Annotated in this window: 10 protein-coding genes and 1 tRNA gene; 2 read left to right on the forward strand and 9 right to left on the reverse strand. The window is 51.5% G+C overall.

The window, feature by feature from the left end:
• Positions 1–9 precede the first annotated feature (9 nt).
• The 8 genes from dppC to G434_RS10525 all read right to left on the reverse strand — a co-directional run bounded on the left by dppC (position 10) and on the right by G434_RS10525 (position 10198).
• On the reverse strand, positions 10–912 hold the full coding sequence (dppC, locus tag G434_RS10565) for a dipeptide ABC transporter permease DppC (protein WP_000084677.1): 903 nt from the start codon (positions 910–912) through the stop codon (positions 10–12).
• A gap of 9 nt (positions 913–921) precedes the next feature.
• Positions 922–1941, reverse strand: coding sequence for a dipeptide ABC transporter permease DppB (dppB, locus tag G434_RS10560; protein WP_000938865.1), 1020 nt, complete (start codon positions 1939–1941; stop codon positions 922–924).
• A 150-nt stretch (positions 1942–2091) separates the two neighbouring features.
• The gene (dppA, locus tag G434_RS10555) at positions 2092–3699 is read right to left on the reverse strand and encodes a dipeptide ABC transporter substrate-binding protein DppA (protein WP_001222876.1); all 1608 of its coding nucleotides are present in this window, start codon (positions 3697–3699) and stop codon (positions 2092–2094) included.
• A gap of 668 nt (positions 3700–4367) precedes the next feature.
• Positions 4368–5716 (reverse strand): IS3-like element IS1397 family transposase gene (locus G434_RS29885; protein ID WP_100222095.1). Its coding sequence is split into 2 segments (ribosomal slippage): positions 4368–5236 and positions 5236–5716, totalling 1350 coding nucleotides; the frame shifts between segments, so codons are not numbered across the junction.
• 163 nt (positions 5717–5879) lie between these two features.
• Positions 5880–5956: transfer RNA gene (locus G434_RS10540), tRNA-Pro, on the reverse strand.
• Between the two features lie 91 nt (positions 5957–6047).
• Entirely contained in the window at positions 6048–7739 is a 1692-nt protein-coding gene (gene eptB, locus G434_RS10535) for a kdo(2)-lipid A phosphoethanolamine 7''-transferase (RefSeq protein ID WP_001269192.1), read from the reverse strand.
• A 323-nt stretch (positions 7740–8062) separates the two neighbouring features.
• The gene (locus G434_RS10530) at positions 8063–9271 is read right to left on the reverse strand and encodes an L-lactate MFS transporter (protein WP_000189020.1); all 1209 of its coding nucleotides are present in this window, start codon (positions 9269–9271) and stop codon (positions 8063–8065) included.
• Between the two features lie 228 nt (positions 9272–9499).
• A complete protein-coding gene (locus G434_RS10525; protein ID WP_000584468.1) occupies positions 9500–10198 on the reverse strand; it encodes an autotransporter outer membrane beta-barrel domain-containing protein in 699 nt (232 codons plus the stop codon).
• A 157-nt stretch (positions 10199–10355) separates the two neighbouring features.
• On the opposite strand from G434_RS10525, the gene tag reads away from it, so the two are divergent.
• Together tag and G434_RS10515 are read left to right on the forward strand one after the other, a co-directional pair.
• Positions 10356–10919 carry a DNA-3-methyladenine glycosylase I gene (gene tag, locus G434_RS10520; RefSeq protein WP_000438962.1) on the forward strand — a complete coding sequence of 188 codons (564 nt, stop codon included), beginning with the start codon at positions 10356–10358 and terminating at the stop codon, positions 10917–10919.
• Positions 10916–11356 (forward strand): N-acetyltransferase, encoded by a 441-nt coding sequence (locus G434_RS10515; protein ID WP_000617466.1) that lies wholly within the window; start codon positions 10916–10918, stop codon positions 11354–11356. The genes tag and G434_RS10515 overlap by 4 nt, the downstream gene beginning before the upstream one ends.
• Here G434_RS10515 and bisC read toward each other — a convergent pair.
• Complete coding sequence (bisC, locus tag G434_RS10510; protein ID WP_000013999.1) at positions 11325–13658, reverse strand: biotin sulfoxide reductase; 2334 nt, start codon at positions 13656–13658, stop codon at positions 11325–11327. The genes G434_RS10515 and bisC overlap by 32 nt on opposite strands.
• Between the last annotated feature and the right edge of the window lie 93 nt (positions 13659–13751).

A 13751-nucleotide genomic window follows, 5' to 3' on the forward strand; every position in this document is an offset into this window, starting at 1 on the left:
TCGAACCTCTTACTGCTTCAGTTTGGGATCGAGCGCGTCACGCAGACCGTCACCCATCAGGTTAAATGCCAGCACCGTCAGCAGGATCGCCAGACCCGGGAAGGTCACGACCCACCAGGCGCTTTGCGCGAACTGCAACACGTCGGAGAGCATGGTGCCCCACTCCGGCGTTGGCGGCTGCGCCCCCATGCCGAGGAAACCAAGAGCAGCCATATCGAGAATGGCGTTAGAGAAACCGAGCGACGCCTGAACAATCAGAGGCGCAAGGCAGTTCGGGAAGATGTTAATAAACATCTGACGCATCGCCCCGGCACCTGCCACGCGAGACGCGGTAACGTAATCGCGATTCACCTCCACCAGCACGGCGGCGCGGGTTAAGCGCACATAGTGCGGCAAGGCAACGAAGGTCAATGCCAGCGCGGCGTTACCAATCGACGGGCCGAAAATTGCCACCAGCACCAGTGCCAACAGCAAACTTGGCAGCGCCAGCATGATATCGACCACGCGCATGATGATGTTATCGACCAGGCCTCCGAAGTAACCGGCGATCAGGCCGAGAATAACGCCCATAATCAGCGATAACACAACTACCAGACAGCCAACCAGCAGTGACAATCGCGCACCGTACATCAGACGCGACAGCACATCACGGCCTACGTCATCGGTGCCCAGCAAGTGCGCCATGCTGCCGCCTTCCTGCCAGGCTGGCGGGGCGAGCAGTGCATCGCGGAACTGTTCCGCCGGGTTATAGGGTGCAATCCAGTTGGCAAAGATCGCGATAAACAGCACGATGACGACGTAAACCAGCCCGACGACCGCGCCTTTGTTGCGTTTAAAATAGTGCCAGAACTCCTGTAACGGGGTCATCGGCACCGGTGCGCTAATCACTTTATTTTCAGTAACCTGTGACATGATGTCCCCTTACTTCTTATGACGAATACGCGGGTTCACCACGCCGTACAGCAGATCGACCAGCAAGTTGACGAGGATAATCATCGTCGCCACCAGCAATACGCCGCCCTGCACTACCGGATAGTCGCGGCGTTGCAGTGCGTCAATCAACCAGCGCCCCAGACCGGGCCACGAGAAGATGGTTTCGGTCAGAATCGCCCCCGCCAGCAATGTTCCCACCTGGAGGCCGATAACGGTCACTACCGGCAGCATCGCGTTACGCAGCGCATGGACGATAATCACCCGCATGCGGGTCAGCCCTTTGGCGCGCGCGGTGCGGATATAATCTTCACCTAGCACTTCCAGCATCGAGGAGCGTGTCATACGCACAATGACCGCCAGCGGGATAGTACCCAGCACAATGGCGGGCAAGATCATATGGGCGACGGCATCGATAAAGTTACCGTCTTCACCCCAGATGGCGGTGTCGATCAGCATAAAACCGGTTAACGGATTGGAATCATCGAGGAACACCATGTCGCTCACGCGACCGGAGACGGGCGTCAGGTTCCAGTGCACCGAAACCAGCATGATCAGCATCATGCCCCACCAGAAGATCGGCATCGAGTAGCCGGTCAGCGCCAGACCAACCGCCGTGTGATCGAAAATGGAACCGCGTTTAACCGCAGCCAGCACACCGACTGGAATACCGACCGCAGTCGCAAAAATCATCGCGCAGACACCAAGCTCCAGCGTGGCCTGAAAGCGCGGCACGAACTCTTCCCAAACCGGGATGCGGCTTTTCATCGAAATGCCTAAATCGCCGTGCATTACGCTCCAAATGTAATTGAGATACTGCTGCCACATCGGTTTATCTAAGCCGAGTTCAGCCAGCAGCTGCGCGTGACGCTCTGGGGAGATCCCACGTTCGCCCGCCATGATCATCACCGGATCGCCCGGGATCATGTGGACAAAGGCAAATGTGAGAAGGGTAATACCGATAAACGTGGGGATGACGAGTCCCAAACGTCGGAGAATAAACTGCAACATAACCCGGATTCTCTGTAGTGACCCGCAGCCTGGAACTGCGTGTCTGTATTGCTCACAAATCAATTCCCGCCCAGGTCGGGCAGGGAATGAAGTATTGCTGCCGGATGGCGCTGCACGCAGAGGCACAGCGCCACCGGGTATGGCTTTTAATTATTCGATAGAGACGTTTTCGAAGTGATGTTTGCCTAATGGATCAACCACATAGCCTTTAACTTCTTTGCGTACCGGTTCAAACACGGTGGAGTGAGCGATGATCAGTGCCGGAGCCTGATCGTGCATCACCACCTGCGCTTGCTTGTACAGTTCAACGCGTTTGTTATGGTCGTCGGTAGCACGCGCCGGTTGAATCAGATCTTCAAACGGTTTGTAGCACCATTTTGAGTAGTTGGAGCCTTGTTCAGAGGCGGCGCAGCTGAACAGGGTGGCGAAGAAGTTATCCGGATCCCCATTATCGCCAGTCCAGCCCATCATTACCGTCTGGTGCTCGCCATCTTTCGCACGCTTGAGGTACTCACCCCATTCGTAGGTGACAATTTTGGCCTGCACGCCGACTTTCGCCCAGTCTGCCTGAATCATCTCCGCCATGCGGCGAGCGTTCGGGTTATACGGACGTTGTACCGGCATCGCCCACAGGTCGATGGAGAAACCTTTTTCCAGACCCGCTTCTTTCAGCAAGGCTTTCGCTTTTTCAGGATCGTAGGTGTAGTCCTGAACGTCGTCGTTATAGCCCCACATGGTTGGCGGGATCAGGTTTTTCGCTGCCACGCCCGCGCCCTGATAAACCGCTTTGATGATAGCGTCTTTGTTCACCGCGTAGGTCAGAGCCTGGCGAACTTTCACGTCATCAAGTGGTTTTTTCTGCACGTTATATGAAAGATAGCCGACGTTAAGCCCCGGCATTTCCATCAGATTGATGGATTTATCCTGCTTCATGCGAGCGATATCTGCCGGGTTCGGGTACGGCATCACCTGGCATTCATTCTTCTGCAATTTCGCGTAACGCACGGAAGCATCAGGGGTAATAGAGAAAACCAGCGTATCGATCTGCGGTTTGGTGCCCCAGTAGCCATCAAACGCTTTGTAGCGGATACGGGAATCTTTTTGGTACTGCTGTAACTGGAACGGACCGGTGCCGATTGGGTTGAGGTCCAGTTTTTCCGGTGTACCGGCTTTCATCATCGCGTCAGCATATTCTTTTGACAGAATAGAGGCGAAGTCCATTGCCAGGTCAGCGAGGAACGGCGCTTCCGGGCGAGTCAGCACAAACTGAACGGTGTTGTCGTCCACCTTTTTCACTTCGCTGATCAGCTCCGGCAAGCCCATGCCTTCAAAGTATTCGTAGCTGCCGCCAGAAACTTTATGGTACGGGTTTTGCGCGTTTTTCTGACGATCGAACGAGAACACCACGTCATCGGCGTTCAGTTCGCGCGTCGGTTTGAATTCTTTGTTGTCGTGCCACTTCACACCTTTACGCAGATGGAAGGTATAGGTTTTACCGTCTTCGCTGACTTCCCACTTTTCAGCGAGGCCCGGGATTACTTCGGTGGTGCCGATTTTAAATTCAACCAGGCGGTTATAAAGCGGCACGGAAGAGGCGTCATAGGTGGTACCGGAGGTAAACAGCTGCGGGTTAAACCCTTCCGGAGATCCTTCTGAGCAATAAACCAGAGTTTTAGCCTGAACACTTGCTGCGACGGTCATAGCCACCAGGCTGAGACCAAGCTTCAGCATCCCTGACTTTTTCAAGGAAATACGCATTATTCTGCTCCAATTGTGATGTTTGTTGTTTTAACCCTTTGCAGTGGGTTGTCGCTGCCTGACCTTTTTTGTTTTTTGCCCGGTCGGGTCAACGTTATGAGGTGGGGATGCCGTACTAATTAACATCAGTGTAACAGTGCGGATCCTCCATAAAATGCCCCTCGTGACCTACAATCTGTCAACAGAATGTGAAAACGTCAATACAGCCAACCGGGATTTACACCAACGGTGAGAATCCACAAACAAAGATTAAAAAAACTTCAAACAGCTATTTGCAGCAGAGAAATTTGTGCTACTCCAACATGACCAGAACAATCAGCTTAATATTTAGCAACAATTGGTGATTAAGTTTTATGCATTTAGTGAAAAAAATCTGAGGAAAAGGTGGATATCTGAGCGATTAATACCATGAACGCTAAAACGCACAGCGGAAAATGCCAGCGCCAGTCATAAGTAACGCAAAAAAAGATTTAAGCAAATATAAAAAAAGACAATGGTTTCTGTCACAAATCCGTTAATGGATAGTGAGATATGGGGCGCAATTTTGGCAGGGAAATGTGTGGTGTGTAGGTCGAATAAGGTGTTCACGCCGCATCCGACAATAAGTGCGGTGCCGTTGCCTGATGCGACGCTGGCTGAACTGAACCCCAAAACCTGGACAGTTTCAGTTAACCGGCTTTTTGATACTCAGTCCGGTATTCTACCGGGCTGAGTCCCCCAAGACTGAGTTTTATTCTTTTTTGATTCCAGTAAGTTATGTATTCGTTAACGGCATTTTCCAGCTCTTCTACACTTCTGTAGTCCCGGCGATAGTACATTTCTTCTTTCAGGTGACCAAAGAAATTCTCCATTACCGCATTATCAAGGCAGTTGCCCTTGCGCGACATGCTCTGCACTAACCCTTTGTCTGCCAGGGCAGACTGATAACTTTTTATCCGGTAATGCCACCCTTGATCACTGTGGAGCAGCGGTTTTTCTCCTTCTGCAAGGCTTTCCAGCCCCTTATTTAACATGCGCTTCACCAGCTCCTCTGTAGGCCTGCAGGCAGTTTCCCACGCCACGATTTCCCCGTTAAACAAATCAAGTATCGGGGACAGGTACAGTTTTTGTCCGCCAGCCCTGAATTCGGTGATATCTGTCACCCATTTCTCACAGGGAGCTTCCGCTTTGAACTGCCGCTGAAGGATATTTTCTGCAGCGAGTCCCATATTTCCCCGGTAAGACCGGTATTTCTTCAGGCGCACAGGAGACTTCAGGCCGAGCTGTTGCATCAGTTTTCGCACTGTTTTGCCACTGAACTTAAGACCTCTTTTCTGAAGCTCACAATGGATCCGCCGGTACCCATAACATCCCCGGTGTTCATGGAAGATGGAGGCTATGAGCTGTTTCACATCAGCATACTTGTCCTTAGCCTTCTGCAGTGACAGCTGGTAGTACAGCGTGCTTCTGGCCAGCCCTGCAGCCTTTAACAGGTCAGACTGGCAGTGTCCGCACCTCAGGCTCCGGATGACTTTCGTTTTTTCTCCAGCTCCTGGCGCTTTTTTTCCAGGAGATGCTCCTGCATGGCTTTCAGATATGCATTTTCTGCGCGAAGATAACGCAGCTCATTCTTCATCTCTTCCGGCGTCATGTTTGCCTCGTTTTCATGGGTATCATCAGAACGGGTCATGCTTTTCTCCTTCCTGCGCCTGATAAAGGCCTCATTACCAGATTTGCGGTAGCCTTTTATCCAGTTTTTAACCGTGTTGTGGCTGGGAATGTTAAACCGGGCAGCTACCCGGGGTAGAGACTCAGAATGCCCGAGAGCATAAAGAACCACGCAAAGTTTATCTTCAGGAGAATAGCTACGCTTGTGTCTGCAATCCAGTGCCCGAGGACCGTGAAGAAGAAAAAGATTAATCCAGTGTGAGAGGCTGGTGTGAGAAAGTTGAAAGAGTTTTGCCGTAGAAATGATGCCTGCATGACCAGCCAGGTAATGATTTACAGCGGCAAGTTTTACTTCAAATGAATGTTTCATAAACTGCACCTTCAGATGTCAGATTATGTCCAACATTTGGGGTGCAGTTCATGGCGCGTCTTATCAGGCCTACGTCGAGTCGAACCTCCCTGCCCCCGGAGGTTCTCATCCTCATGAGCTACAAATGCAAAAAAGCCTGCTCGCTGAGCAGGCATTTCGAATTTGGTCGGTGATAGAGGATTCGAACCTCCGACCCCTTCGTCCCGAACGAAGTGCGCTACCAGGCTGCGCCAATCACCGAATGCGGGGCGCATCTTACTGCGCAGATACGCCCTCGTCAATCCCTTAATAGCAAAATGCCTTTTGATCGGCGAGAAAGTCAGCAGGCCTCTTAGTTAGCCGCCGCCTCTCTTGCCTGCGGGATGTGGCACCAGTTGTTGTTTTCGTTAATTCCACCATCAGGTGAAGTATAGCCAAGACACCCCATGATGGTGTCGTACAGCTCTACATGACGGCGTGGCACTTTCATGTCGGCTTCTTTTTTCAGCTGCGCAAATGCCTGCGCATTGACCGGATTTTCCAGATATTTATCTGACATCCAGACCATCATCGGCACGCGGAACTGCTCCGGCGGTGCCAGTTCACGCGGCGTGCCGTGCAGGTGCTCGCGTTCATTAATTGACTCACCGTGGTCAGCTGCGTAGAACACAATCGCTTTCTTATCGCGAACCTGATCAATCACGCTGGAGATAAAGTGATCCACATAGGTCACCGAGTTGTCATAGGAGTTGATCATCTGCGCTTTGGTACAGCCGCTATCAACACCAATACATTCCGGCTTCCACTGCGCAAAGCTGCGCGGGTAACGCTGGGTGTAGTTAAAGTGCGAACCTTTGGTATGCAAAATGATCAGATGCTTGCCATCCGGGTTGCGCCCCAGCGATTGCTGCATTTCGTCTACCAGCAACATATCATCTACCGGCTTGCCACGGTTACGTGGCTCCGCACCAATCTGCTCACGATAAGCAATGTTGTCTGCCATCGTGTTGCTGTAGAACCACATTTCGCTTTGCATAGCGTAGAGATCAGAACTGAATCCTAACTGCTTCAGCACCGCGAAAATGTTCTGTTCTTTTAATGTGCGCTGCGGATTATCTTCCGCGCCCCCCTGACGTACAAACATGCAACGCAGTGAGAGTTTAGTTGCGGTATCACAGGAGTAACCACGGAACGCCGCCAGATTTTTCTCCTGGGCCAGCTTCGGCGTGGTATTACGCTCATAGCCGAAAATGCCCATATGGTCCCAACGCGTGGTTTCACCAATGATAAACACGACATAAGTGTCATCAACGTTTTGCGGTGCCTGGTAAGTGAATTTCTTCGCCGGGTTAAGCAATGAATTATTATCGGAAGATTCATCGACCCGCGCCCAGGCATACAGCCCCAATGCCGAAAGCCAGTTTGATGGCAGATAAGAGTTCGCTACGACGCCGCCATAGCTGGGCAAATCAACACCGGTCGCCCTCTCCACTTTCTTCTGCTGGATATCCAGCAAACGAATCGGTGCCCAAACCATAATACCCGCCAGTACGACGACCGCCAGGCTGCGAATACGCTGCCCTGGGGTTCGCAGTTGTCGGAGCAAGGAGTAGCGACAGCGGTTATTCCAGATAAGGATAAGAGGCAATGCGCTAACGGCGATTAACCAGAGAATAAAGTTCAGACCAACAACTTCTTTTGACAGGTCGATATCGGTGGTCATGACGGAAGCGATGATGCCATAACCAATGACCACATTAAGGAAGGTCATGTAATAGCTGGCACCTGCGGAAAAGAGCACCACCAGCGACGCCAGAATACGCCAGCTACGGCGGCCAAACAGCGAAAGAAGACGCAGTAAAAAGAAGGTTACCAGTACGGTGGCAGCCAGTTCAACAACAGCAGAAATGCCTTTCCAGACGGTAAAATCGTGCGCATAGCTGCCGAAGCGGCGGTAAAAAACCGCGCCATTCATAAAAAGGCCAATATAGATTGCAAGCAAAAAGCTCAGCTTCTGCTGTGTAATCGATTTGATGTATCTCATGCAAACAAACCCTGGACAAACAGGTGATAACACCCTGCTTAACGGCTTTTCAGGCCCGGCAGGGGAAAAGTGCGGAGGTAGTCAGATAAGTAAAATCTACACGCGCGAATAAGTAGACCACAGCAAAGGGAAAAAGTGTGGGGAAAGAGTGTGCACGAAGCACAAATTTACAAAAATGCAAGTTTGAAAAGAGACTTTAGCGTTACAAAAAGCAGTAAAAAGGGCCAGTTAACTGGCCCAAATTTTACGCGTCATTGTTTATACATTGCGTTGAAGCGTTTGATTCACACTAAGGCTAAAGCCCAGTAGCTCGCGGCAGATGATTAAAGGGAGCCATGCGCCTCACGCAACATTTTCTGCTCTGGCTGACGAATCGTCGTAGAGAGCGCCAGTGACAGAATCAGCAGGGCGAAAATCACGTAGAAGGTCACATAGAAGCCGCCAAACAGTGAGGCGATAATCGACCCACAAATGCTGCCGATACCGAAACCGAGATAAATCACACCGTAGTTTTTCGCCAGGTTATTGAGGCCGAAGAACTCACTGACCAGTGACGGGAACACCGTGATAGTGCCGCCAAAGTTAAACGCCACGCAGGCAATCGCTGCAAAGAACGTCACTGCATTCAATGGTGCAAACAGCAGGGCCGCCATACCCACCAGCGAAATCACCTGACCAATGGTGATAACACGGATTCGGGCGATTTTGTCAGACAGTATCCCCAGAACCAGACGACCTGAAAGGTTGGCGATGGAAATAACAGTGACTGCATTGGCTGCGGAAACCACATCAAGGTGTGCCAGACTTTGGGCGATATCTTTCGCTACCCCAATCACGTACAGGCCGCTCATGCAGGCAGTCAGGAACATTACCGCTAACATCCAGTACTGCGGTTTACGCATCGACTCTGCCAGCGTGTAATCTTTCTCCACGATACCATTGCTGGTTTTCACTTCCTGTTTTGGTGCGTCTTTCATTAACGTTGCGCCGAAAACAATCATCACCAGCGCAATCGCTCCCCAAATCACAAATGTTTTTTCCAGACCCACCGTTTCGAGCAGCTGCGTGTCGATAAATTTGAACCCCAGGCTACCCAGACCATAAGAACCGATAGCGAACGCGGAGATCAGACCTTTACGCTCCGGGAACCACTTCACGCAGTTAGAGAGCGTCAGCAGGTAACCCGCGCCATCCGCCAGACCGACCAGCACACCGGCGCTTAACCACAGCATCATCAGGTTGTCAGAATGCGCTGTCAGGAAGAAGCCTAATCCCAGCAAAATGCCGGAAGCCATAGTGACGCGTTTAACGCCAAAACGTTCCTGTAATTTCCCCGCAACAGAAGATGAAATTGCCAGCCCCAGACTTAACAAGCCGAAAGAGAAAGCGACCTGGCTTACCGGCGCATCCAGCTTGGCAGAAAGCGCGCCGTTAAACAGGCTCCAGGTATAAACCGACCCCAGCGCAAACTGGGTAATGATAGTACCGATGAGTGTCAACCAGCGGGTACGCTGATAATTTGAAGGTGTCATGGCAGTATTCCTGCAGTAATAAAAAGGAAAAATCTCTGCTGACAACCATAACGAAGTGCACTTTATGCCTGGGGAAAAACGGCATGAAATGCCATCAGAACGGAATGAAATGCATTAGTTCAGGAATGAATGACTCGACAATTATTCACCAAATTTATTATTTAGTAAGTTAGCACCCACTATCGCCACAACTGTTGTTATCCAATGGTTTCAATTGTATCTATAACGTTAAAATCTGGCACTAACCCCCATCGTATACAGATAGTCGCTATTGTTAGTGGTATTTTCTGTCTGAGATAGCGCCGCATAGGCAGCAATATTTTGATTGAGCAACATATCAGCGCCTACGGTGACATCCAGCCAGTTGCCGTTCTGGTTTGTCGCCGTCATCCGGCTCAGGCCTGATTGCGCCTTCCAGATATTCTCGCCAAATTGCTGGTTATAGCTGATTTGCGCCCAGGGTCGGAGATCGCCAAGCCGGGAGTCAACACGCCAGCCTAAGGTACTCACGCTGGCATGCCATAACGGATCGGCCAGCGTGGTAGTACTGTCGCCAAACTCGTTATACATCGAGGTGGTTGTGCCATCGTAATGTAATGCCGCGACCGGGCCGGTTGTAACCTGCTCATATAAAGGAAAATTCCAGCCCATACTCATACTGCTGGTCACATCCACAGGAGTTTCTTCCGCCAGATTGACTTCCAGTCCCAGCGCCCTTTGGCTACTTTGAATACGTTGCGACAAAATATCGTTGTAATCAGGTTGATGATCACTATCCCAGGTGTAACGCTCTGTGGAATGTCCGGGTTGCGTATCAACGATATATTCTTGTTGCCAGGCGTAAGCTGTGTTGAGAAAAAAGGCACTGATTACCACACTCGCCAGCAGGCTTAGCTGCCAGCGACCACCGCTTTTTTTTATGATCATTAACACGACTCCAGGGAAGAGCCGAATTCGGCAATATTATTGTCATTGTATGAAGGATATCGGGCATAGTAGCCCTGTATTAAATATTGACTTTTTCACCGATGCGTCAAGAAAAGCGGCTGAAATTTTTACGATCGGGTACATAGCGAGGGAAAGTATGGAACGTTGCGGCTGGGTGAGTCAGGACCCGCTTTATATTGCCTACCATGATAATGAATGGGGCGTGCCTGAAACTGACAGTAAAAAACTGTTCGAAATGATCTGCCTTGAAGGGCAGCAGGCTGGGTTATCGTGGATCACCGTCCTCAAAAAACGCGAAAACTATCGCGCCAGCTTTCATCAGTTCGATCCGGTGAAGGTGGCTGCAATGCAGGAAGAGGATGTCGAAAGACTGGTACAGGACGCCGGGATTATCCGCCATCGCGGGAAAATTCAGGCAATTATTGGTAATGCGCGGGCGTACCTGCAAATGGAACAGAACGGCGAACCGTTTGCCGACTTTGTCTGGTCGTTTGTCAATCATCAACCACAGGTGACACAAGCCACAACGTTGAGCGAAATCCCTACATCTACGCCCGCCTCCGACGCTCTATCTAAAGCCCTGAAAAAGCGTGGTTTTAAGTTTGTTGGTACCACAATCTGTTACTCCTTTATGCAGGCATGTGGGCTGGTGAATGATCATGTGGTTGGCTGCTGTTGCTATCCGGGAAATAAACCATGATTCGGGAAGCGCAACGTTCAGAACTCCCCGCGATCCTCGAACTGTGGCTGGAAAGTACAACCTGGGGGCATCCCTTTATAAAAGCGAATTACTGGCGTGATTGCATTCCGCTGGTGCGGGATGCCTATCTTGCCAACGCGCAAAACTGGGTCTGGGAAGAAGACGGTAAGTTTCTCGGTTTTGTCAGCATTATGGAAGGCCGATTTCTGGCTGCAATGTTTGTCGCACCGAAGGCCGTCAGACGCGGTATTGGTAAGGCGCTGATGCAGTATGTGCAGCAGCGCCATCCCCATCTGATGCTGGAGGTTTATCAAAAAAATCAACCGGCGATAGATTTCTACCATGCGCAGGGTTTTCACATTGTCGACTGCGCATGGCAGGATGAAACCCAACTACCCACCTGGATTATGAGCTGGCCGGTGGTTCAAACGCTGTAAGTGTCAGTTCCGGACCGTTGTATTTTTCCAGCCATGCCAGCGCCGTATTACCCGCACAGCCATTCCCCAGCCGCGAGCTGGGGAGATCTTTGGTCAGAACGTTCACCGCGCCGTTTTTACAAATACCGTCAGCGGTTAAATCCAGATCCGGCCAAGCCCCTTCATGAATACAAATCACGCCAGGTTTAATTCCCTCGCTAATGACCGCTCCGGCAAGAATTTGCCCGCGTGCGTTCCACAACCGAACAATATCGCCATCTTGTATGCCGCGCGCCTGGGCATCGTCAGGATGAATGGTGACAGGCTCACGATTTGCCACCGCGTACAATTCGCGCAGAGAACTGTAATTCAGCTGGCTGTGCAGACGATGTGCCGGATGAGCAGAAAGTACCTGCAACTGTTCCGGTTCGGCATTGCCCTGCCATTCGTCCGGCTCCAGCCACATTGGATGCCCAGGGCAATCCGGATAAGCGTAATCGGCAATACGCTGCGAGAAGATTTCAATCTTGCCGCTGGCGGTTTTTAATGGATGCGCCTGCGGATCGCGGCGAAAATCGGCGAAGCGAATAAACCGCTCACTGTCCGGGTTTTCCGGCATCTCAATTAACTGGTTGGCTTTCCAGAACTCAGCAAATGGCGGCAATTCAACCTGCTGGCTTGCCCCGCGCTGCCGGGCAACGTTATAAAACGTTTCCAGCCATTGCAGCTCACTTTGTCCTTCCGTAAACCGCGCATAGCCGCCCTTCTCCCAACGTTCACTCAACTCGGCAAAGACATCAAAATCATTACGCGCTTCATAACGTGGCGGCACCACTTGTTTCATCGGCACCAGATGCTGATTACTGTAATCACCGGTCATGGTGAGATCATTACGCTCAAAAGAGGTAGTCGCAGGCAGAACGATATCCGCGTGTTTCGCCGCAGCCGTCCAGAAGCATTCAGAGATCACCACCAGCTCCGGTTTTTGCCAGGCACGGATCAGGCGATTGGTATCCTGATGATGAGTAAAGTTGGCACCGCCCGCCCACCAGATAAAACGAATATCCGGGAAATGTCGGTTCATACCGTTGTGTTGATATGCGCCACCAGGGTTTTCCAGTGCTTCAACAATGCGGGCAACAGGGATTTTATCTACCGCATCGGTGCCGCCAGGCAAGCTGCCCTGCATGGAAGAGAGCACCGCAGAACGCCGCGTGGGGTTACCACCATTGGCAAAATGATAAGAAAGACCAAAACCGCCGCCGGGTGTGCCGATTTGCCCCAACATTGCCGCCAGCGTGACGATCATCCAATGTTTTTGCTCACCAAACTGTTGACGCTGCATTCCCCAGCCAGCCATCAGCATGGTCGTGTTTTGGTGGAAAAGAGCCGCCAGCTCGCGGATTTTCTCTGCGTTAACCCCACAAATCCCTGCCGCCCATTCGGCGGTTTTGGCTATTCCGTCACTCTCGCCCAGCAAATAAGAGGCGAAGACGGCATAACCGGTGGTGCAACGCGCCAGAAACGCTTCGTCGTGCCAACCATTTTCCACCAGCGTATAGGCGATCCCCAGCATCAGCGCAACATCGGTGCCCATGTGCGGTGCCACCCACTCCATTTTATCGCCAAAGAACTCAACGGTTTCCGATCGCATTGGATCAATGCAGATCAGCTTTTTCCCGCTGTCACGCAGTGCAGAAAAGTAAGAAAGCCCCTGCTCATCGGATGCATTCCACGCAATTTTCAGCGTATTGAGTGGGTTAGCACTCCACAGCACCACGACATCGCTATGTTCCAGCACCAACGGCCAACTGGTTTGCTGTTGATAAACTTCGCTGCCCCCCACGACATACGGCATGATCGCCTGTGCTGCACCGGTCGAATAATCCCCCAGATGCCCGGTATAACCGCCTGCCAGCGCCATATAGCGTTGTAATAATGTCGAGGCCTTATGCAGCACGCCGTTTGAACGCCAGCCGTAGGAACCAGCAAAAATCGATGCCGGACCATAAGCCTCACGAATGCGTTTATGTTGTTGGTGAATAAGATCCAGCGCCTCATCCCAACTCACACGAACAAATTCATCCTGCCCGCGAATGCCTTGCGGTTTTTCCGGTGACGCAAGAAAGCCTTTGCGCACCATTGGAAATCGTACCCGCGTATTGCTGTGAACCTGGTCGCGAACCGCGCTCTGCAAGGAGTTTTCCATTCCTGTGGTTAACGCGCCACGCGAGCTAAGCACGGTTTCGCCGTCGGTTTCAACCAGCATGGGCCCCCAGTGGGCGGCAGTCAGAACGGAATATCGTGAGGATGAGTTGGCCAAACCGAAGGCTCCTGAAAGGTTAGATGTATTGAGCAGTTAAATATTACTTACAAATTTCCGAGTATTCCCAGGAATAATCTTCATGTTCACGCG

Source organism: Escherichia sp. KTE172 (assembly GCF_000408845.1).
Lineage (GTDB): Bacteria > Pseudomonadota > Gammaproteobacteria > Enterobacterales > Enterobacteriaceae > Escherichia > Escherichia coli.